Here is a 22745-nt window from a genome sequence, read left to right as displayed (position 1 = left end):
GTATACAAAAGTATAGTTGCTTTTTATATAGAAGGGATGGTAAAGGAATATGCAAAATTTTGTATTTCGTAATCCGACGAAACTTATTTTTGGTAAAGGCCAATTAGAACAGTTAAAAACTGAAATTCCACAGTTTGGTAAAAAAGTTCTTCTCGTATATGGAGGAGGCAGTATTAAAAGAAATGGTATTTATGATAATGTAATTTCTATGTTAAAGGACATAAATGCAGAAGTGTTTGAATTGACAGGTGTTGAACCGAATCCTCGTTTATCAACAGTAAAGAAAGGGATTCAAATTTGTAAAGACAATGGAGTCGAATTTATTTTAGCAGTGGGTGGAGGAAGTGTAATCGACTGTACGAAAGCGATTGCTGCTGGTAGTAAATATGATGGTGATGTATGGGATATTGTAACGAAAAAAGCATTTGCTAGTGAAGCATTACCATTTGGTACTGTACTCACTCTTGCAGCGACAGGTTCTGAAATGAATGCGGGATCTGTAATTACAAATTGGGAAACGAATGAAAAGTATGGATGGGGTAGTCCAGTTACTTTCCCGCAGTTTTCAATTCTAGATCCAGTTCATACTGCGTCTGTACCGAAAGATCAAACAATTTACGGTATGGTAGATATTATGTCACACGTATTAGAACAGTATTTCCATCATGGAACAAATACAGAACTACAAGATCGTTATTGTGAATCTGTTTTAAGAACGGTAATTGACACAGCTCCTAAGCTTTTAAATGATCTAGAAAATTATGCGCATAGAGAAACAATTTTGTATTGCGGCACGATGGCGTTAAATGGTATTTTAGCGATGGGAGTAAAAGGAGACTGGGCAACTCATAATATTGAGCATGCGGTTTCTGCTGTTCATGACATACCGCATGGAGGTGGCCTTGCGATATTATTCCCGAACTGGATGAATCATGTTGTTGATGAAAATGTAAGTCGTTTTAAACAGTTCGCTATTCGTGTGTTTGATGTAGAAACAAACGGCAAAACAGATAAAGAGGTGGCGTTAGAAGGGATTGAGTCATTACGTCAATTTTGGACTTCAATTGAAGCGCCAGTAACATTAGCTGATTATGCTATTGGTGAAAATGAGATTAACTTAATGGCTGATAAAGCGATGGCTTATGGTGAATTTGGCAACTTTAAAACATTAAATAAAGATGATGTTCTAAATATATATAAAGCTTCTTTATAAATGAACCGAGAGAAGAAACCTATTTGATTGTAGTATCAAATAGGTTTCTTTTTTGTAATTTTTAATCGTTTTTGATTGTTAATGACTATTTTTGGTTGTTTGTGATTGAATTTTGTGATCGTTTTCATTATACTGTAATCAAAGAAGAGGTGAAGAAAATGTTAACTCCTGAACGTCATCAAATGATATTGCAACTTGTAAAAGAACAGAAAGTTGTTAAATTACAGCAATTAGTTGAAAGAACAGAAAGCTCTGAATCAACAATTCGTCGTGATTTAGCACAATTGGAAAAACAAAGGTTATTAAAAAGAGTTCATGGTGGTGCCTCTGTTTTAACAGGAAAAGGGCAGGAGCCGACGATGATTGAAAAATCATCCAAAAACATTCAAATAAAACAACAAATTGCCAAGTATGCAGCTAGTATTGTTGAACAAGGTGATTGTATTTATTTAGATGCAGGGAGTACAACATTTGAAATGATTCCATTTTTAATAAATAAAGATGTTACTGTCGTTACGAATGGACTTATGCATATTGAAGCTTTAGTTGAAAGTAATATTCGTGCGTATTTACTAGGTGGGATGATGAAGAGTAGGACGAAAGCTTTAATTGGTGCGATGGCGCAGGAAAGTATGCAGAAATACCGCTTTGATAAATGTTTCTTAGGAGCGAATGGTGTACATGAACAGTTAGGGTATACAACACCAGATCCAGAGGAGGCACTTTTGAAACAAATGGCATTAACGTTAGCAAACGAAGGATATTTCTTAATCGATGAAAGTAAGTTTTCGGAAGTTGCGTTTGCGAAAATTGCAGATGTTGAAGATGCAAACATTATTACAAATTATCTAGAAATTGATTTAGAAAAATATAAAAAACAAACCAATGTAATTGAGGTTGATAAACAATGATTTATACAGTTACTTTAAACCCATCTATTGATTATGTAGTACAAGTTCATTCTTTCGATTTAGGAACAGTAAATCGTGCGGAGAAAGATATGAAGTTTCCTGGAGGAAAAGGCATTAATGTTTCTCGTGTTCTTCATCGTTTAGGTGTTGACAATATAGCGCTCGGATTTACTGGTGGATTTACCGGCCAATTTATTAAAGAGGTATTACACGATGAAGGTATGACAACAAACTTCGTACAAGTAGAAGGAGATTCACGAATTAATGTGAAAATAAAAGGGCAAGAAGAAACAGAGTTAAATGGACAAGGTCCTAGTGTGACAAATGAGCAATTTGAAAAATTAATGAAACAAATTGAAAGTATGCAACATGGGGATTGTGTTGTTCTAGCTGGAAGTGTACCAGCGTCTATACCAACTACCTTTTACGAAGAAATCGCAGCATTTGGAGCTGAAAAAGGAATTCGTGTAGTAGTAGATGCAAGTGGAAGTGCGCTGCAGCATGTAATTAAAAATAAGCCATTTTTAATAAAACCAAATCATCATGAACTTGGCGAATTGTTCGGAGTAGAACTTTCAACAGTAGAAGACATTTTACCATATGGAAGGAAATTAATCGAACAAGGTGTAGAGCACGTTATCGTATCAATGGCTGAAGATGGAGCTTTATTATTTACGGCAGAAGGAATATATGAAGCAACTGTTCCAAAAGGTGTTGTTATTAATTCGGTTGGGGCCGGAGATTCTCTTGTTGCAGGGTTTGTAGGTAAATATGAACAGACAAAAGATATTGAAAAGGCATTTCAATATGGCGTTGCAACAGGGAGTGCAACAGCATTTTCGGCAGATTTGTGTACAAAGGAAAATGTAGAAGAATTATTGTCGCAAGTAATTGTAGCTAAGCGATAGGGGGAAGTAACATATGAAAATTACAGAACTATTAAAAAGGGATACAGTCATTATGAATTTGACAGCTTCAAATAAAGAAGCTGTCATAGATGAATTAGTTGAGAAATTAAACAGGGCAAATCGTTTGAATAGTAAAGCTGAATTTAAAGAAGCTATTTTAAAGCGGGAGTCCCAAAGTACGACTGGAATTGGGGAAGGTATTGCAATACCTCATGCGAAGACGAAGGCTGTTAAACAACCATCGATTTGTTTTGGTAGAAGTGTAAGCGGTATCAACTATGAATCACTTGACGGGCAGCCTGCACATTTATTCTTTATGATTGCTGCAAGTGAAGGGGCGAATAATACACATCTAGAGACATTATCTCGTCTCTCTACGTTATTAATGGATGAAGGGTTTCGCAAGCAATTATTAGAAGCAAAGGATGAAGAAGAACTTCTTCGTTTATTTGATAAAAAAGAGAATGAAAAAGAAGAAGCTGAAATTGAAGTTGCCAAACCAGAAGGAAATGAACCGTACGTATTAGCAGTTACTGCTTGCCCAACTGGAATCGCTCACACGTATATGGCTGCAGATAGTTTGAAAGCAAAAGCAGCAGAGCTAGGAATAGCGATTAAAGTTGAAACGAACGGATCAACAGGTATAAAAAACGGTTTAACGAAAGAGGATATTGAACGTGCTACTGCTATTATCGTTGCGGCAGATAAACAAGTAGAAATGAACCGTTTTGCTGGTAAGCATGTTATTCAAGTGCCGGTTGCTGATGGGATTAGAAAAACTGAAAACCTTCTGAATCGGGCTTTAAAGCAAGGTGCACCAATCTTTAAAGGGGTAAAAGAGGATGGGAAGACAGAAAGTACAGAGAAAGAAAAAGGATTAGGAATTTATAAGCATTTAATGAGCGGTGTAAGTAATATGCTTCCATTCGTTGTTGGTGGAGGGATTTTAATTGCATTAGCATTTATTTTCGGTGGAATTAAGGCGGAAGGCCCTATTGCTGAAATGTTAATGACCATTGGTGGTGGAGAAAAAGGAGCCTTTTTATTCCTTGTACCAATTTTAGCTGGATTTATTGCAAGTTCTATTGCTGATCGACCTGGTTTTATGCCTGGTGTTGTTGGAGGATTTTTGGCGGCACAAGCAAATGCTGGCTTTTTAGGTGGATTAATTGCTGGTTTCTTAGCGGGGTATGTTGTTGTTGGGTTGAAAAAGTTATTTTCTAGTTTACCAGCGCAGTTAGAAGGGATTAAACCAGTCTTGCTTTACCCAGTATTGGGGTTATTAATTACAGGTGTTATCATGTTAAAAGTAGTTAATCCACCTGTAGTTGCGTTAAACGAAATGTTAACGAGTTGGTTAAATAGTTTAGGTGGTACAAATGCTATACTATTAGGTTTAATTTTAGGTGGTATGATGGCAATCGATATGGGGGGACCAATTAATAAAGCAGCATTTACATTTGGTATCGCTGCAATCTCAGCAGGGAACTTTGGTGTTCACTCAGCAGTTATGGCTGGTGGTATGGTACCACCATTAGCAATTGCATTCGCAACTACCTTCTTTAAATCGAAGTTTACTGAGGCAGAACGTAAATCTGGTTTCACAAATTATATTATGGGAGCGTCGTTTATTACAGAAGGTGCGATTCCATTTGCAGCTGCAGATCCGGTTCGAGTAATAGTAAGTTGCGTTGTTGGTTCAAGTATTGCGGGTGCATTATCTATGTTATTCCAAATTACATTACCAGCACCGCATGGTGGATTGTTTGTTATCGCATTAGTAAATAAACCATTACTATATATTTTCTCTATATTAATAGGGACAGTTGTTTCTGCCCTTATGATGGGGATTTGGAAAAAGAAAGTTAAATAACAAATGTAAAGGGAGTAGCTTTTATTAGCTGCTCCTTTTTATTACAAAAAAGGAGGTTAATAATTGAAGAATGATGAATTTTGGTAAAAGATGTAATGAAATATGAATTTTTTGTAACAAAAAAGTAATACTGTAATTTTTTTTGGAAAAAAATTCTGGAGCTTGTATGTGGAAAATATATGAAAACTATTGGGAATTCTATTGGAAATGGAATTCATTAATATGGAAATTTATGTTACAACTCATTAATCGTGTATTACGAATGGTTTGTAATTGTGTGATTTCTAAAAATCCTAAAAATCTGTTGCTATAATGAAAATACGAAAACAAAGCAAATGGAGGCTATTCATGAAAAAATTATTAGGTATAGCAACGGCGGCAGTTTTTGGTCTTGGGATTTTTGCAAGTTCTGCGAAAGCAGAAACGATTGTAACAACAGATGTATTAAATGTTAGAGAAAACCCAACTGTAGAGTCAAAGCTTGTAGGTAAAATGTTAAATGGGAATAAATTAGATGTTATAAATACAGAAAATGGATGGACAAAAATTAAATTAAATGGTAAAGAAGCGTTTGTAAGCGCTGAATTTACAAAAAGTACATATTATGTAACGGCGGGCGTGTTAAACGTTCGTGCTGGAGCGAATACCGACTCTGAAGTGCTTGGTAAACTTAATAAAGATGATGTAATTGAAACGACAAATCAAGTTCAAAATGAATGGTTACAATTCGACTATAATGGAAAAGTCGGATATGTTCACGTGCCATTTTTAACAGGAACGGCACCTGTGATTGAAAAGAAAGAAGTTGTAACGCAAGAAGAGACACCGGTAAGAGTAAATACGCCGGTTAAAAATAATACAGCAGTTAAGAGTAAGGAATCTGTTAAGAATGTAGAATCAAGTAAACCTGTAGGAAAAGCAAAGCCAGTTGCGAAACCAGTTGCGAAACCTACTGAAACTAGTGCGCCTGCCGGTGGTCGTGAAATAACTGTAGAAGCGACAGCATATACAGCAGATCCAAGTGAGAATGGTTCATATGGTGGTCGTGTACTAACTGCAATGGGGCATGATTTAACAGCAAACCCAAACATGAAAGTAATTGCTGTTGATCCGAAGGTAATTCCACTTGGGTCGAAAGTATGGGTAGAAGGATATGGGGAAGCGATTGCTGGAGATACTGGTGGTGCAATTAAAGGAAACCGTATCGATGTATTAGTTGGTTCAGATAGTAGTGCCAATAGCTGGGGGCGTAAATCTGTAAAAGTGAAAGTTATACAATAGTTTACCTTTATTAATGTAAAAAAGCGGTTGCTCGAAAATATGTAAGCAACCGCTTTTTATCTTTTTGTGATAGAACGCTTTTGTCTTAAAAATGATTATTGAAATGGATAAATGCTTTTACCTGTAATAATTTTATATGCGCTGCAAAATTGAGTTTGCATATACTCTGTATGTGTATTTTCCGAATGTAAGGTTGTTTCTTGAAGAGTAGAATAAAAGGAACGTAGTAAACAATTTAAGGCGAAGTATAATTCTTCTTGTGAACAATTTTGTTCTTTTGTAGCGGTAGCCAAAATGAGGTCATTTGTTAGTGCTGCAAAATTGATAGTGGATTGTTTCATAGTCAACGCATCCTTTCCGAGCGGTTTTTATCATGTATATGCAGATTTGGACAAACTATGTTCTTTTTTTTATGAAATTTCATGTACCGAATTGAAAGAACTTGCAATAATGCCGTTAAAATTGTTAAGATTGGGTATAATCAATAGATGGAGTACATTACATAAAGAGAGTTGAATGATATGGGAGAAATGCAACGTGAAAAAGTTGCTGTTATCATTGGGCCAACTGCTGTTGGGAAGACGAAGTTAAGCATCGATCTTGCAAAAGCGTTGAACGGTGAAGTTATTAGTGGTGATTCCATGCAAATCTATCGCACGATGGATATTGGAACTGCAAAGGTGACGAAAGAAGAGATGGATGGAATTCCACATTATATGGTCGATATAAAAGATCCGGAAGATTCATTTTCCGTCGCAGAATTTCAAGAACGTGTTCGTAAGCATATTCGAGAGATTACAGAGCGTGGTAAATTACCAATTATAGTTGGTGGAACCGGTCTTTATATACAATCTGTGTTATTCGATTATCAGTTTACAGATGATGCTGGTGATGTGATATACCGAGAACAAATGGAAAAGTTAGCTTTAGATCGTGGTGTGGAATATGTACATAAAAAATTGCAAGAAGTAGATCCAGAAAGTGCGGAGCGTATTCATGCAAATAATGTGCGACGTGTCATTCGGGCGTTAGAAATTTTCTACACGACGGGCGAAAAAATGAGTGATCAAATTGAGAAACAAGAAAAAGAGTTACTCTATGATGTGTCATTAATTGGCTTGACAATGGATCGAGAAATGCTATACGATCGCATTAACTTACGAGTTGATTTGATGATGGAACAAGGTCTGTTAGAGGAAGTAGAAGGGCTGTATAATAGAGGAATACGAGATTGTCAATCTATTCAAGCGATTGGGTATAAAGAAATCTATGATTATTTTGAGAATCGTGTCTCTTTAGAAGAAGCGGTATCACAATTAAAGACGAACTCACGCCGTTATGGAAAGCGCCAATTAACGTGGTTCCGTAATAAAATGGATGTCACTTGGTTTGATGTTACAGATGGTGAAAAAGCGTCAGAAATTTTACGATACATAGAAGGAAAGTTACAATTAAAGTCGAATAATAGTAAGTAGAGAAAAAGAGGAGGATTCGACATGAAGCAATCAATCAATATTCAAGATCAGTTTTTAAATCAACTCCGTAAAGAAAATACGTTTGTTACGCTGTACTTATTAAACGGTTTCCAGCTTCGTGGATTAATTAAAGGATTTGATAATTTTACAGTCCTACTGGAAACAGAAGGTAAGCAACAGCTTATTTATAAACATGCAATTTCTACCTTTGTACCTCAAAAAAATGTTTCAATTGAATTAGAGTAGTAATGAATTATTGTACATAACAAAAAAAGAGCGAATTTCTCGCTCTTTTTTTATTTGTCATAAACAATACATAGTGAATTTTAAGCGATTCTAAATACAGTAAGACGAATGTTAGTGTTTCCTGTTGCAGGGATCGTAATCTCGTTAAGAGTAGATTGGACAGAAATGCTTGCTCCAGCAGCTAATGTTTCTATTGTAGTAAATGAAAGTGAGTCGCCTATTAGATTTGAAGAGAAGTTGTCAGTAGCACCTGCTCCATTAATTGAAATTCCTACTCCAAATGGAGCGCATCCTGGCGCAGTTGTAGAAATAGATACGCTAATTACATAAATACCAGCGTTAATAACAGTAACTGTATTTGTGCCGTTAAAAATAATATTGTTTACGTTAATTGCGGTTTTAAAAATAAAGTTATTAAATTGTAGTACTGTTTGTTGGATGTTGTTTGTTACAACGATTGTCGCTACTGGGAAGCTAGGTCCAGTAGGTCCGGTAACTCCTATACCAGTAGCCCCCGTTGGCCCTTGAACACCTTGAGGCCCGGTAGCCCCCGTTGGCCCTTGAACACCTTGAGGCCCGGTAGCCCCCGTGTTGCCTTGAGTACCTTGAGGTCCAGTGGCACCAGTAGCGCCTGTATTACCTTGAGTACCTTGAGGTCCAGTGGAACCAGTAGCGCCTATGTTACCTTGAGTACCTTGAGGTCCAGTAGCACCTGTGTTGCCTTGAGTACCTTGAGGTCCAGTGGAACCAGTAGCGCCAGTAGGTCCAGGAGGCCCACCAGAAGGTCCAGTAGCCCCCGTGTTACCTTGAGCACCTTGAGGTCCAGTGGAACCAGTAGCGCCTATGTTACCTTGAGTACCTTGAGGTCCAGTGGCCCCAGTAGCGCCAGTGTTACCTTGAGTGCCTTGAGGTCCGGTAGCCCCCGTGTTACCTTGAGTACCTTGAGGTCCAGTAGCACCTGTGTTGCCTTGAGTACCTTGAGGTCCAGTGGCCCCAGTAGCGCCAGTGTTACCTTGAGTGCCTTGAGGTCCAGTGGAACCAGTAGCCCCTGTGTTGCCTTGAGTACCTTGAGGTCCAGTGGCCCCAGTAGCGCCAGTGTTACCTTGAACACCTTGAGGTCCAGTGGAACCAGTAGCACCAGTTGGTCCTTGAACACCTTGAGGCCCGATAGCACCCGTGTTACCTTGAGTACCTTGAGGTCCAGTAGCGCCGGTTGGCCCTTGAGCACCTTGAGGTCCGGTAGCCCCTGTGTTGCCTTGAGTACCTTGAGGTCCAGTGGCACCAGTAGCGCCAGTGTTACCTTGAGTACCTTGAGGTCCGGTAGCACCTGTGTTGCCTCGAGTACCTTGAGGTCCAGTGGCACCAGTAGCGCCAGTGTTACCTTGAACACCTTGAGGCCCGGTAGCGCCAGTGTTGCCTTGCGCACCTTGAGGTCCGGTAGCCCCCGTTGGTCCTTGAACACCTTGAGGCCCGGTAGCCCCCGTGTTACCTTGAGTACCTTGAGGTCCGGTAGCACCTGTGTTGCCTTGAGTACCTTGAGGTCCAGTGGCCCCAGTAGCGCCAGTGTTACCTTGAACACCTTGAGGTCCAGTAGCGCCAGTAGGTCCAGGAGGCCCACCAGAAGGTCCAGTAGGTCCGGTAACTCCTATACCTTGAGGTCCGGTAGCACCAGTTGGTCCTTGAACACCTTGAGGCCCGGTAGCCCCAGTGTTGCCTTGCGCACCTTGAGGTCCGGTAGCACCGGTTGGTCCTTGAACACCTTGAGGCCCGGTAGCACCCGTGTTACCTTGAGTACCTTGAGGTCCAGTAGCGCCGGTTGGCCCTTGAGCACCTTGAGGTCCAGTAGCGCCCGTGTTGCCTTGCGCACCTTGAAGTCCAGTAGCACCAGTGTTGCCCTGCGCACCTTGAGGTCCGGTAGCACCAGTTGGTCCTTGAACACCTTGAGGCCCGGTAGCGCCAGTGTTGCCTTGCGCACCTTGAGGTCCGGTAGCACCAGTTGGTCCTTGAACACCTTGAGGTCCAGTGGCACCAGTAGCCCCTGTTGGTCCTTGAACACCTTGAGGTCCAGTGGCCCCAGTAGCCCCTGTTGATCCTTGAACACCTTGAGGCCCGGTAGCCCCAGTGTTACCTCTAGGTCCGGTAGCCCCAGTAGCACCCGTGTTACCTCTAGGTCCGGTAGGTCCAGTAGCGCCCGTGTTACCTCTAGGTCCGGTAGCACCGGTAGGTCCAGTAGCGCCCGTGTTACCTCTAGGTCCAGTAGCGCCCGTGTTACCTCTAGGTCCGGTAGCCCCAGTAGCACCCGTGTTACCTCTAGGTCCGGTAGCCCCAGTAGCACCCGTGTTACCTCTAGGTCCGGTAGGTCCAGTAGCGCCCGTGTTACCTCTAGGTCCGGTAGGTCCAGTAGCGCCCGTGTTACCTCTAGGTCCGGTAGGTCCAGTAGCACCCGTGTTACCTCTAGGTCCGGTAGGTCCAGTAGCGCCCGTGTTACCTCTAGGTCCAGTAGCCCCAGTAGCGCCCGTGTTACCTTGAGGTCCAGTAGGTCCAGTAGGTCCTTTGCCGAACGAAGCGGAATTAACTAGAGTAGTTTGTAACTCTGCAATTAATTTAAGGAGTTTTTGGAGTGTGCAAGGATCAATTCGGAATAACTTTGTAATGTAAAGTAAATAATTAATTAAAATTTGAAGTTCAATAAATACAGCACTTGCTACGAAGTTTGGATTTTTTAATATGGTTATTAAATTTTTAATAACGGCCAATCCTTGTGCTTTCAGTGTGGAAGTAGCGTCTAGTGAACAGATGAATTTGCTTAGTAGTTGCAATGTATCTAATAGATCCTCTATGTTTTTGGGGGATGGATTAGCGAAAAGCCTAGGTATTATTTTTATTAAATCGTTAATAATTGCACGGAAAGTTCTAATTTGAATCTTAGTTATTGGGATTGTTGGGGTAGTTGGAAGTCGTCCGGCACTAGTTGGGAAACATGGTTTGGAGTATTTATTTTGATTGTCGTTACAATGAGACATTAAATCTCTCCTTTCTAATGAGAATGTGAACGAAACTCATCATAGTAGATGCAGAGAATAGATAAATGGTCATAGTAAAATGATTTGTTTAAAGAAAAAATAGAAAAAACGCCTTAAATTAAGGCGTTTTTTCTATTTTCCGCGAATTGATAATATCGTTTTAGTGAGATTTTTGATTTGAAGCCAGCTAATTTGATGATTTCCGATTCTGGAGTTTGTTTATTTATTAGACGTAAAATAAAGGTGTTTCGGAAATGTTGTCCGGAGATGCCTTTTCGCAAATCCGCTCTAGCAACTTCAAGTCGAATCATCTTTTGAATTGCGATTTCTGTTAACCCTTTTGGTGCATCATTTTCATATACCCACCTGTATGTTCCGCGGTTAAAATCGAATGCGACAAACAATGGATCATCGCTATGGTACTTAGGGCGAACTGGTTCAGGGATGCTTTTGTAATAAGTATATAGTTGTTTTTTGTCTTCTTTCGTCAGGGGAATTGTTCTTTCTACCCCTGCGTTTGCTGGAATAGTTAGTGTGTTAGTTTCAAAGTGAACGTGATGCATAGTTAACGCTGTAAGTTCCTGTAAGGATAAACCATAGTCGATTAATAGGTTTAAAATAGCGATATTACGATCCATTAATAAAGGGCGCACGGGGCGCTGTTTTTCTGAAAGTCCTTCCAATGAAGTAACTATGTGTTTTAATTTTTTTTCTTCATCAGATGAAATGAAATCTTCGTTACGTAGTGTACGATCTGGTTGAATAGAAATTTCCATATTCTTTAATGGATTAGGAATGTTTAGAAAGTGATGCATTCTATTTAGTACAATAAATACACGATGCATTGTTTTCTCAGAGTAATGTCGATTCTTTTTTAATTCGGAAAAGTAATCTTCATAGTCTTTTGTACAAAGTGTAGCCCATATATTACTGGAAGGGAGCTTTTTGTTTTTTTCTAACCAATGTCCGAAATCTTCAATGTCATAAACATAACGCTTAATAGTTGAAGGTTTTCGGCCTTTATTCAATAAAAAAATAGAAAAGGCTTGTATTGTATCATGGAATTCCGTTGTCTCCATAGTCCCACCACCTTAATTATTTCTTATATTATAGCAAACTTTTCTGAAAATAGGCATTTGCAAGAGGGCAAGAATAATAATATTTGGTGAGTGGATAAAGTGAAATTTTAATCAGTGGGATTTCGTTCATCGTCCGCTGAACTTCCTCGTATTTGCTGAATTTTGAGGTGGGAGTCGTACTTCCTGTTAATACGGGATAAAATGAGGTGATTGAATGGAACAATCGATGCGTAAAAAAAATAATAATCAAATTAATATTGTGTTAAATCATCGGAAAAAAATTTCTTTACCGGCATCGGAAAAGAAAACGGTAATTTCAAGTGAAACTACTACTAAACATGAAATGTTACAGAGAATTGAAGAAGAGATGGGAAAGCTTGTTGGGATGGATGATATAAAAAAGATAATAAAAGAAATATATGCTTGGATTTATGTGAATAAAAAAAGACAAGAGATGGGATTAAAGTCAGAGAAGCAAGTGCTTCATATGTTGTTTAAAGGAAATCCAGGTACGGGAAAGACAACTGTCGCTAGAATGATAGGGAAGTTGTTGTTTGAGATGAATATTTTATCAAAAGGGCACTTAGTCGAAGCGGAGCGTGCGGATTTAGTGGGTGAGTACATCGGACATACAGCTCAAAAAACAAGAGATTTAATAAAGAAAGCAATGGGGGGGATTTTGTTTATAGATGAGGCGTATTCTTTGGCGCGAGGGGGAGAGAAAGATTTTGGAAAGGAAGCCATTGATACACTTGTAAAGCATATGGAAGATAAACAACATGGTTTTGTATTGATTTTGGCAGGATATTCAAGAGAGATGAATCATTTTCTATCATTAAACCCGGGATTGCAATCTCGTTTTCCGTTTATTATTGAGTTTGCGGATTACTCAGTAAATCAGTTATTGGAAATTGGGAAAAGGATGTATGAAGAGCGTGAATACCAATTGTCGAAAGAAGCTGAATGGAAATTTAGAGATCATTTGCACGCTGTAAAGTATTCATCGCAAATTACATCGTTTAGTAATGGGCGATATGTACGGAATATTGTTGAAAAATCGATTCGTACACAAGCGATGCGTTTGTTACAAGAAGATTCGTATGATAAGCATGATTTAATTGGGATATCAAGTATGGATTTAATGTTGGAAGAGGAGACGCACAGTACATAAACTGTGCGTCTATTTTTGTATACAATCCTGTTTGTTATTTTTTTGTTTTTCCGCGATAAGATTTATGGAAACGTTCCATTTTGGCGCTTTTTTCGTGAGCGGAATTAGGATCGTGCCCAATTTGGTCTACTGAACTTTTTTGAGCACCTTTATTAACATGGTTTGTCATTTGTATTCACCTCGCTTTGAGGATTAGTATAAACATTATGTAAAGAAAAAATCGTTAGAAAAGAAAAACCTCTTTACGCTATGTAAAGAGGTTCGATTGCTATTTGTGCATGGAACGTTCGTTTGTGTCGATACGTCTATGCGGTAAATGCCATTTGTAATGAATAGAAATCATGCGGAAGCAAACAATTAAAATGAATAAGGTGTATAGAGCCCAGTCGCTAACGATAATTTGAGCGCCGATTAAGAAACCTGCTAGAATCGTCCAGAATGCATATACTTCAGCTCGAAGGACGAGTGGTTTTCTGCGGGCTAAAAGATCGCGGATGATACCACCGCCAATACCGGTTAAAACAGCTGCTACGATTGTAGCACTAATTGGTAAATTTAATTTTTGGGCATATAATGCTCCTTGTACGGCAAATGCTGATAAGCCGATAGCGTCCGTGATGTTTTCCCACTTCTTCCAATGTCTAATTAATTTATTTGGAAAAAGAAAAATAATAGTCATTGATAATAGTGCGATTTGGAATAACATGTCTTGTTGCCAAAACGCGACAATCGGATAACCGATTAGTAAATTACGAAGGGCACCTCCCCCAAATGCGGTTGCCATTCCTAAAATGTACACCCCGAAAATATCATAATCTTCTTCCATTGCAACAATGGCTCCGCTTAGTGCGAAAGCGATTGTGCCTATGATGCTAAAAATCTCCCATGCCATGAATTTTCTCCCCCGCTAACTAGATGAAATGTGCTTCCTCTGCTATTATATTAGAAGGTTTAAATTTCGAAAAGGATGAGTGAACATATTTGATGGAAGAAAAAGAAAAAGTCATATTGGTAGGGTGTCAATTGCCGCAAGATGACGATGAAAAATTTATGCATTCCATGAAAGAACTTGCATCGTTAGCAAAGACTGCTCGAGCAGAAGTATTAGTGTCAACAACACAAAAACGCCCGAAATTTCATCCGGCGACTTATATAGGAAAAGGTAAGTTAGAAGAACTGACGATGCTAACTCAAGAATTAGAACCAGATGTAATAATATTTAATAACGAGTTAACGCCGAGTCAAATTCGGAATGTATCCTCAGTACTAGAGGCAAGAGTAATTGATCGAACGCAGCTTATACTAGATATTTTTGCGCAACGAGCGAAATCGAGAGAGGGTAAACTTCAAGTAGAGTTGGCTCAGTTGCAATATACAATGCCGCGTCTTATGGGACAAGGTCTCTCATTATCACGTCTTGGTGGGGGTATTGGTACAAGAGGGCCAGGAGAGACGAAGCTTGAAACGGATCGTCGGCATATTCGATCACGAATTGATGAAATAAAGAAACAACTAGCTGTTGTTGTGGAACATCGGAAAAGATATCGTGAGAGAAGGAAAGATAATAAAGTATTTCAAGTTTCATTAATTGGGTATACAAATGCAGGGAAATCTACATTGTTTAATAGATTAACGGAAGCTGATACGTTTGAAGAAAACTTATTATTTGCGACGTTAGATCCGACAACAAGAAAGATGCCGTTACCTTCGGGTTATACCGTACTTTTGACTGATACGGTTGGTTTTATACAAGATTTACCGACATCGTTAATTGCTGCTTTTCGTTCGACGTTAGAAGAAGCTGGTGAAGCGGATGTCATTTTACATGTTGTTGATGCTGCGGACTCTAACTATGTAGGACATGAGAAAACAGTAAAGAAATTATTGATGGAACTGGAAATTAATCATATCCCTATTATTACGTTATATAATAAAAAAGATGAATTACATCAAAACTTTATTCCATTTCCGAAAAATGACTTTTTAATGACTAGTGCTTTTGAAGAAAATGATTTATTACATATAAAAGAAGCGATAGAAAAGAAAATGAAAGAAGAAATGGGCCGTTATCGAGTGGAAATTCCTCCGAGTGAAGGTAAGTTGTTAACGCTATTAAAAACGGAAACCTTATTAACGAAGATGGAGTTTTTGGAAGATAAGTTTGTATATGATTGTACAGGATATATATTTGCTCATTCGTCATTTAATGGGCAATTAAAGAGATTTTTAGTGGAAGAAGGAGAAAATAAAAATGTTTGATCGTTTGAAAAATGGAGAAAAAATTGCTTTAATCGTAAAAGAAGTAGAAAGTCAAATTACAGAAGTACATAAACGTGCGGATGAGGTAATTGAAAGTAATCAATTTCGTGTATTAGAAAGTTTTCGTAAACATAAAATTAGTGATTCGCATTTTATTCCAACGACAGGTTATGGGTATGATGATATTGGTCGTGATACGTTAGAAAAAGTGTATGCTGATGTATTTGGAGCTGAAGCTGGTCTTGTGCGTCCTCAAATTATTTCGGGTACGCACGCTATTTCTACGGCTTTATTTGGTATTTTACGCCCTGGTGATGAATTGTTGTACATTACGGGGAAACCGTATGATACGTTAGAAGAAATTGTTGGTGTACGCGGAAAAGGTGTAGGTTCATTTAAAGAATATAATATTGGTTATAATGCAGTTCCACTAACTGAAGAGGGGCTTGTTGATTTTGGAGCTGTTGCAGCTGCGATCCATAGTAACACGAAGATGATCGGTATTCAGCGTTCAAAAGGATATGCTACTCGTCCGTCGTTTACTGTTTCACAAATTAAAGAGATGATTGCGTTCGTTAAAGAAATTAAACCTGATGTTGTCGTATTTGTAGACAACTGTTATGGTGAGTTTATTGAAGAACAAGAGCCGTGTCATGTTGGTGCGGACTTAATGGCGGGTTCTCTTATTAAAAATCCAGGCGGTGGAATCGTTAAAACTGGTGGTTACATTGTCGGGAAAGAACAGTATGTTGAAGCGTGTGCGTATCGCTTAACATCTCCGGGAATTGGTGCGGAAGCAGGGGCATCTTTATACAGTCTGCAAGAAATGTATCAAGGTTTCTTCTTAGCACCGCATGTTGCGGGGCAAGCGCTGAAAGGTGCGATTTTTACAGCTGCATTTTTAGAAAAGCTAGGGATGAATACATCGCCCGCGTGGAATGCGCCAAGAACGGATTTAATTCAGTCTGTTCAATTTGATGATAAAGATCGTATGATTGCGTTCTGTCAAGCGATTCAATATGCATCTCCGATTAATTCTCATTTCACGCCGTATGCAAACTATATGCCGGGTTATGAAGATGATGTGATTATGGCTGCGGGAACGTTTATTCAAGGTGCAAGTATTGAATTATCTGCGGATGGCCCGATTCGACCGCCTTATGTTGCATATGTGCAAGGTGGATTAACGTATTCGCATGTTAAAATTGCGATTTGTTCTGCAATTGATGAATTAATTGAAAAGAATTTGTTAACAATTTCTTAAAGGGAAGCTGTCGATTTTGACGGCTTTTTTTGTATGAAAGTATTGATTTGTACCATTAGAAAAAAGAATGAAAAAACTTATAAAAAAATCATGTAAGAAAAGCTAACATCTATTGACACTAAACATAACATGGTATAAAATGAGAAGCAGTTAAGGCGAAGGAGGAACTGAAACGATGAAAGAAGATAGACGTTCTGCCCCGCTGTTTCCTATTGGTATTGTTATGGATTTAACACAATTGTCTGCACGTCAAATTCGCTACTATGAAGAGCATAATCTTGTTTCTCCAACCCGTACAAAGGGGAATCGTAGGTTATTTTCATTTAACGATGTAGATAAGTTGTTAGAGATTAAAGATTTATTAGATCAAGGCTTGAATATGGCTGGCATTAAACAAGTGTTACTAATGAAAGAAAATCAAACAGAAGCAGTGAAAGTAAAAGAAGAAACGAAAGAAATTTCAAAAACTGAGCTTCGCAAAATACTTCGAGATGAACTACAGCATACAGGTAGGTTTAATCGAACTTCATTGCGACAAGGTGACATTTCAAGGTTTTTTCACTAAAGATAACTGATTCTGAAGGTGTTTAGAGGGACTAAGGAGGAATTTATAATGGCTAGGTACACAAGAGAAGATATTTTCCGTTTGGCGAAAGAAGAGAATGTAAAGTATATCCGCTTACAATTTACGGATCTTTTAGGAGTAATTAAAAACGTAGAAATTCCAGTGAGCCAATTAACAAAAGCTCTTGATAACAAAATGATGTTTGATGGATCTTCTATTGAAGGTTTCGTACGTATTGAAGAATCTGATATGTACTTATATCCGGATTTAGATACTTGGGTAATTTTCCCTTGGACAGCTGAAAAAGGTAAAGTAGCTCGATTAATCTGTGATATTTACAATGCAGATGGCACTCCATTTGATGGTGATCCACGTAACAACTTAAAGCGTGTATTAAAAGAAATGGAAGCATTAGGATTCTCAGATTTCAATCTTGGACCAGAGCCAGAATTCTTCCTATTCAAAGTAGATGAAAAAGGAAATCCAACATTAGAATTAAACGATAACGGTGGATACTTCGACCTTGCGCCGATGGATCTAGGGGAAAACTGTCGTCGTGATATCGTTCTTGAGCTTGAAGAAATGGGCTTTGAAATTGAAGCGTCTCACCATGAGGTTGCTCCAGGGCAACACGAAATTGATTTCAAATATGCAAATGCAATTCGCTCATGTGATGACATTCAAACATTCAAACTTGTTGTAAAAACAATTGCACGTAAACACGGTTTACACGCAACATTTATGCCGAAACCATTATACGGTGTGAACGGTTCAGGTATGCACTGTAACTTATCACTATTCAAAAATGGTGAGAACGTATTCTTCGATCAAAACGGTGACTTACAATTAAGTGATGATGCTCGTCACTTCATCGCAGGTATTTTAAAACACGCACCAGCATTTACAGCGGTAGCGAACCCAACTGTAAACTCTTACAAGCGTTTAGTACCTGGATATGAAGCTCCTTGTTACGTAGCATGGTCTGCACAAAACCGTAGCCCATTAGTACGTATCCCTGCATCTCGTGGTATTAGTACACGCGTAGAAGTACGTAGTGTTGACCCGGCTGCAAACCCATATTTAGTAATGGCTACATTATTAGCGGCAGGTCTTGACGGAATTAAAAATAAATTAACTCCACCAGCTGCAGTAGACCGTAACATTTATGTAATGACAAAAGAAGAACGCGAAGAAGCAGGTATCGTTGACTTACCAGCAACATTAGCGCAAGCTTTAGTTACATTACAATCTAACGAAGTAATTAGTAATGCATTAGGAGATCACTTACTTGAGCACTTCATCGAAGCGAAAGAGATTGAGTGGGACATTTTCCGCACGCAAGTTCACCAATGGGAACGTGATCAATATATGTCTCTATACTAAGAGGCTTAAACCCTTGATACAAATGGTATCAAGGGTTTTTTTGTTTCTTTTTTGTTACAACGTTATATAGGAAAAACAGCCACAAAACAACCACAAAAAATACAAAAAGTTTCACTCTAAAACATTGTTTATGTACTTTTCAAATTTGAAAATATAACGTGTTGAGATTTTTATTTATCGGGCATTTTTATAGGAATAATATAAATGTGCTAATAAATTTACAAACGGATTTGCCAATACTTACGAGAAATGAATATCATTTGATCAAGCAATTTATTTAATATATACGACCTATTTCAATGGGGTGAAAATACCTTGCTGAAATACGTCTCAACACAAAGAAAAACGCCCTGATATTACGATATCAGGGTGTTTTCGTCATTTATCTACAATGAATTATGAAGAATATTGTCGTAATTTTTGAGGTGAAATTAAGAAGGTGTTAAACAAAAATAATTTATATTGACTCGTTCTATATAAAGAACTAAAATGGCATTAATTAGAAATGTTTGTATATTTGAAAAAGTCAAAATAGCGATTTGGTTTTTTGTGGAATTTTAAACTGAAATCTCATTGGTATTAAATGAGGAGGAGAAGTAATGAATAAGGAAATAAATTTGAAAAATTTATTTAATGTAATATGGAAAAGAGTATGGATACTACTATTGTTTACGACTCTCACAACGGTAGGAGGAGCCATGTATAGTATGTATATGAAAACACCTTTGTATGCCTCCTCAGCAAGGGTTATTGTTCAAGCTAACGCTGAAACGATGAATACATTGAAAGCGATGGTAAATGAGCCTGTAATATTAGAAAAAGTAGCTGCTGAATTGAATATTAATAGATCTGCAGGTGCGTTAAGTGGGCAAATAAGTGCAGAAAGTGTACAAGGCTCCCAGATTATGAAGATAAATGTAGTGGATACGGATCCGGTGCTTGCGCATAAAATTGCAAATACTACAGCTGCTGTTTATAAGCGAGAAGTAGCGAATATACTGAATTTTAATAATGTGAGTATATTACCAGAGGATCCAGTTCAAAAATATTCGATGCCTATAAATATAGATCACTTTAAGACGATATTAATTGCATTCACGTTAGGTATGGTGCTCAGTATCGGTTTTATTTTTTTATTGGATTCACTTGATGATCGAATCAAATCCGAACGAAGAATTGAACAATTGTTAGATATCCCTGTTTTGGGTGGGATTTCTAAAATGAATAAGAAAAATACGAAAGATAAATTTAGTGAAAAAAATAAAGTGTTATTGGGGGAGGGAACAGAGTGGCATACAAAAATAGACGAAAAACAAATGAAGTTAAAGGAGAAAGTATAATTTCGTATACTGCCCCAAGATCGAAAATTTCGGAGCAGTATCGTTCGCTTCGAACAAACATTCAATTATCTTCGTCTATTCACAAAAGCAGAACGATAGTTATTACTTCTCCGAGGTACGGTGAAGGAAAATCAACGATTACAGTAAATTTAGCAGTCTCAATAGCGCAAAAAGGTGAAAAAGTATTGGTAATAGATGCGAATTTACGAACACCAACGATTCATGAAATGTTTGGAGTAGAAAATACAATTGGATTAACGGATATATTGAACGGAACAACAAATTTGGAAGGTGCGGTGAAAAAAACAGGGATGGAAAGTCTGGATGTATTAACTAGCGGTCCAGTACCATTCAACCCGTCAGAAGTACTTAGTTCAAATTCAATGGATATGTTAATTCAAAAGGCAATGGGACGGTATGATATCGTATTATTTGATTCTTCACCTGTATTAGAAGTAACAGATACGAGCGTATTAGCTGATAAGTGTGAAGGAGTACTTTTGGTGATTCGATATAATCGCACTGTGAACGAAGATGCACTTGAAACGAAAAGAGCACTAAGTTTCACGAAAAGTAAAATATTGGGTGCGATTTTGAATGGGAAAGTATAAAGGCTATTTATAAATTTAAATTTCGTACATAAAAACGTTCGTTATAAAGAAATGTTAATAGAATTATGATGTGGTGATGTCTCCTAACCGTTATCAATGGAGGCACTCGGTTATGCTGTGGGGTGTGAAAACAACCTTAGATGCCAGTCATCAAAAGTGTAATGTGAGGGAGGGTTAGATGCCCATGTTTTATTAAAGTTTCTAACTATGTGCTTTTAATAAAGAGAATATAGTTAGAAACTTTAAATTTGAAAGGGTTAAGTAAGGAATTGATTAAAGGAGGAAGTTATATGACGTATCGTCGGAGGATATCGTTATTGCTTTTAATGGATTCACTGATTGTATTAAGTGCAATTTTTTTTAGTTATTTTTTTGTAAATGCTAGCTTCAGTGTTATCACCTTGTCATCAGTTGTTAGCTCTATCACTTTACTAGTTAGTCATCATCTGTTCGCTTTTATTTATAAACTGTATAAAAAAGCTTTGGAATACGCGAGTGTAGGAGAATTGTTAATTATATGCAAGGTCGTTACATTTTCTATACTTACCACCGCAGTTGTGCAACAACTAATTATGCAAAAAATGTATTTTCGATTGTTGGTTGTAACTTGGATGATTCATATGTTATTAATTGGTGGTTCTCGCTTTATTTGGAGAATGTACAGAGATATTTATTATGTAAAAAAGGGTGATAAGAAAAGAACGTTAATTGTTGGTGCTGGATCAGCAGGAACAATGGTTGCAAGACAGTTGTTGAAGAATAGTACCACAGAATTAATGCCAGTTGCGTTTATCGATGATAATGTCAAAAAACATAATCTTGATATATGGGGGATTCCAGTAATTGGTGGTATGAATCAAATTGATTATGTTATAAAAAAACTGAATATTGAAATGATAATTTTGGCAATTCCGTCGTTAAATAAGAGAGAGAGAAATGTTATTTTAAAAGATTGTTTAAAAACAAATGTGAAAACTCAAATTCTGCCAATGTTAGAAGACTTAGTAACAGGTAAAGTTTCAGTGAATGAATTTAGAGATGTTCAAGTAGAAGATTTATTAGGAAGGGATCCTGTAGAGCTAGATGTGGATATCATTTCAGATTATATAACTGATAAAGTCATTTTAGTTACTGGTGCAGGTGGATCAATTGGTTCAGAAATTTGTAGACAAGTTGCGAAATTTAAGCCGAAAAAATTGATTTTATTAGGACATGGAGAAAACAGTATTTATTCAATAGAAATGGAATTAAATGAAAAATACAATGATAGGAAAGGCGTATTTATTCCAGAAATCGCAGATATTCAAGATAAAAAGAAGATGCTTTTAATAATGAATAAACATCTTCCAGATGTTGTATATCATGCAGCTGCACATAAACATGTACCATTAATGGAAAACAATCCTGAAGAGGCTGTTAAAAATAATGTAATTGGGACTATGAATATAGCAGAGGCTGCGAGGACACATGGAGTAGGAACGTTTGTTATGATTTCGTCTGATAAAGCAGTGAACCCGACGAGTGTTATGGGGGCGACAAAGAAACTAGCTGAGATGGTAATACAGCATAAAGATAAAACGAGTCATACAAAGTTTGTTACTGTACGATTTGGAAATGTGTTAGGAAGTAGAGGGAGTGTTATTCCGTTATTTAAGAAGCAAATTCAAAAGGGTGGACCAGTTACAGTTACACATCCAGATATGGTCCGTTATTTTATGACAATTCCGGAGGCATCTAGACTTGTAGTACAAGCTGGTGCATTAGCTAAAGGTGGAGAAATTTTTGTACTGGATATGGGAGAACCAGTAAAAATAGTTGACCTTGCTAAAAACCTCATCCGATTATCAGGAAACTCTGTGGAGGAAATAGGAATAGAGTTTACTGGTATACGCCCAGGAGAGAAACTTTTTGAAGAATTACTAAAAGAAGATGAAATGAATGAGAAGCAAGTTCACCCAAGAATTTATGTAGGGCAAGAAATGAATGTTCGTATAGAAGAAATAGAAGAATTAATTTCAGGATATACAGAATTAAATGAATTTGAGTTAAGGAAGAGATTGTTAAATTTAGTGAACCAGCGTAAAACTTTAAAACTATTAATACCGGTATCAGGTTAATGACAAAAAATTATTATAAGACGGGT

At 37.7% G+C, this 22745-nt stretch carries 20 protein-coding genes; 15 read left to right on the top strand and 5 right to left on the bottom strand.

Annotated features, from left to right (window positions below; all coding sequences use genetic code 11):
- Positions 1–49 precede the first annotated feature (49 nt).
- The 5 genes from ACQKNI_RS08550 (at position 50) to entD (ending at position 6186) form a co-directional block, all read left to right on the top strand.
- Entirely contained in the window at positions 50–1213 is a 1164-nt protein-coding gene (locus ACQKNI_RS08550; protein ID WP_280147041.1) for an iron-containing alcohol dehydrogenase, read from the top strand.
- 158 nt (positions 1214–1371) lie between these two features.
- On the top strand, positions 1372–2124 hold the full coding sequence (locus ACQKNI_RS08545) for a DeoR/GlpR family DNA-binding transcription regulator (RefSeq protein ID WP_088230028.1): 753 nt from the start codon (positions 1372–1374) through the stop codon (positions 2122–2124).
- Entirely contained in the window at positions 2121–3032 is a 912-nt protein-coding gene (gene pfkB / locus ACQKNI_RS08540) for a 1-phosphofructokinase (RefSeq protein ID WP_427282321.1), read from the top strand. The genes ACQKNI_RS08545 and pfkB overlap by 4 nt, the downstream gene beginning before the upstream one ends.
- A gap of 13 nt (positions 3033–3045) precedes the next feature.
- A complete protein-coding gene (locus tag ACQKNI_RS08535; RefSeq protein ID WP_088230026.1) occupies positions 3046–4905 on the top strand; it encodes a PTS fructose transporter subunit IIABC in 1860 nt (619 codons plus the stop codon).
- Between the two features lie 348 nt (positions 4906–5253).
- Positions 5254–6186: a cell wall-binding protein EntD gene (entD, locus tag ACQKNI_RS08530; protein ID WP_427282320.1), complete on the top strand. Its 933-nt coding sequence runs from the start codon at positions 5254–5256 to the stop codon at positions 6184–6186.
- Between the two features lie 95 nt (positions 6187–6281).
- Here entD and ACQKNI_RS08525 read toward each other — a convergent pair whose 3' ends face one another.
- Positions 6282–6527 (bottom strand): hypothetical protein, encoded by a 246-nt coding sequence (locus ACQKNI_RS08525; RefSeq protein ID WP_088230024.1) that lies wholly within the window; start codon positions 6525–6527, stop codon positions 6282–6284.
- Positions 6528–6707: 180 nt separating this feature from the next.
- Here ACQKNI_RS08525 and miaA point away from each other — a divergent pair, with 180 nt between their 5' ends.
- Positions 6708–7661 (top strand): tRNA (adenosine(37)-N6)-dimethylallyltransferase MiaA, encoded by a 954-nt coding sequence (miaA, locus tag ACQKNI_RS08520; RefSeq protein ID WP_427282319.1) that lies wholly within the window; start codon positions 6708–6710, stop codon positions 7659–7661.
- 21 nt (positions 7662–7682) lie between these two features.
- Positions 7683–7907, top strand: coding sequence for an RNA chaperone Hfq (gene hfq / locus ACQKNI_RS08515; protein WP_000813896.1), 225 nt, complete (start codon positions 7683–7685; stop codon positions 7905–7907).
- 80 nt (positions 7908–7987) lie between these two features.
- On the opposite strand, the gene ACQKNI_RS08510 is transcribed toward hfq, so the two are convergent.
- Together ACQKNI_RS08510 and ACQKNI_RS08505 are read right to left on the bottom strand one after the other, a co-directional pair.
- Positions 7988–10930, bottom strand: coding sequence for a Gly-Xaa-Xaa repeat protein (locus ACQKNI_RS08510; RefSeq protein WP_427282318.1), 2943 nt, complete (start codon positions 10928–10930; stop codon positions 7988–7990).
- A gap of 113 nt (positions 10931–11043) precedes the next feature.
- Positions 11044–12009: a tyrosine-type recombinase/integrase gene (locus ACQKNI_RS08505; RefSeq protein ID WP_088230021.1), complete on the bottom strand. Its 966-nt coding sequence runs from the start codon at positions 12007–12009 to the stop codon at positions 11044–11046.
- 214 nt (positions 12010–12223) lie between these two features.
- On the opposite strand from ACQKNI_RS08505, the gene spoVK reads away from it, so the two are divergent.
- Positions 12224–13180: a stage V sporulation protein K gene (gene spoVK / locus ACQKNI_RS08500; RefSeq protein WP_088230020.1), complete on the top strand. Its 957-nt coding sequence runs from the start codon at positions 12224–12226 to the stop codon at positions 13178–13180.
- A 34-nt stretch (positions 13181–13214) separates the two neighbouring features.
- Here spoVK and ACQKNI_RS08495 read toward each other — a convergent pair whose 3' ends face one another.
- Both ACQKNI_RS08495 and ACQKNI_RS08490 read right to left on the bottom strand, forming a co-directional pair.
- Positions 13215–13349, bottom strand: coding sequence for a hypothetical protein (locus tag ACQKNI_RS08495; protein WP_000181490.1), 135 nt, complete (start codon positions 13347–13349; stop codon positions 13215–13217).
- 99 nt (positions 13350–13448) lie between these two features.
- A complete protein-coding gene (locus tag ACQKNI_RS08490) occupies positions 13449–14072 on the bottom strand; it encodes a trimeric intracellular cation channel family protein (RefSeq protein WP_088230019.1) in 624 nt (207 codons plus the stop codon).
- 92 nt (positions 14073–14164) lie between these two features.
- Here ACQKNI_RS08490 and hflX point away from each other — a divergent pair, with 92 nt between their 5' ends.
- The 7 genes from hflX to ACQKNI_RS08455 all read left to right on the top strand — a co-directional run bounded on the left by hflX (position 14165) and on the right by ACQKNI_RS08455 (position 22719).
- The gene (hflX, locus tag ACQKNI_RS08485; RefSeq protein ID WP_140417325.1) at positions 14165–15439 is read left to right on the top strand and encodes a GTPase HflX; all 1275 of its coding nucleotides are present in this window, start codon (positions 14165–14167) and stop codon (positions 15437–15439) included.
- Entirely contained in the window at positions 15432–16703 is a 1272-nt protein-coding gene (locus ACQKNI_RS08480) for an aminotransferase class I/II-fold pyridoxal phosphate-dependent enzyme (RefSeq protein ID WP_427282317.1), read from the top strand. The genes hflX and ACQKNI_RS08480 overlap by 8 nt, the downstream gene beginning before the upstream one ends.
- Positions 16704–16878: 175 nt before the next feature.
- On the top strand, positions 16879–17268 hold the full coding sequence (gene glnR / locus ACQKNI_RS08475) for a transcriptional repressor GlnR (RefSeq protein WP_000656783.1): 390 nt from the start codon (positions 16879–16881) through the stop codon (positions 17266–17268).
- A 48-nt stretch (positions 17269–17316) separates the two neighbouring features.
- Positions 17317–18651, top strand: a complete 1335-nt coding sequence (gene glnA / locus ACQKNI_RS08470; RefSeq protein ID WP_000135337.1) for a type I glutamate--ammonia ligase — start codon at positions 17317–17319, stop codon at positions 18649–18651.
- 599 nt (positions 18652–19250) lie between these two features.
- Positions 19251–19991 carry a YveK family protein gene (locus tag ACQKNI_RS08465; protein WP_088230016.1) on the top strand — a complete coding sequence of 247 codons (741 nt, stop codon included), beginning with the start codon at positions 19251–19253 and terminating at the stop codon, positions 19989–19991.
- A complete protein-coding gene (locus ACQKNI_RS08460) occupies positions 19940–20602 on the top strand; it encodes a CpsD/CapB family tyrosine-protein kinase (RefSeq protein ID WP_088230015.1) in 663 nt (220 codons plus the stop codon). The genes ACQKNI_RS08465 and ACQKNI_RS08460 overlap by 52 nt, the downstream gene beginning before the upstream one ends.
- Before the next feature lie 290 nt (positions 20603–20892).
- Entirely contained in the window at positions 20893–22719 is a 1827-nt protein-coding gene (locus ACQKNI_RS08455; RefSeq protein WP_427282313.1) for a polysaccharide biosynthesis protein, read from the top strand.
- The last annotated feature ends 26 nt before the right edge of the window (positions 22720–22745 follow it).

This window comes from Bacillus sp. NPDC094064, assembly GCF_050279585.1.
In the GTDB taxonomy this organism is placed as follows: domain Bacteria; phylum Bacillota; class Bacilli; order Bacillales; family Bacillaceae_G; genus Bacillus_A.
The sequence above is the reverse complement of the archived record's forward strand: the minus strand, read 5'-3'. Positions and strand labels throughout refer to the sequence as shown.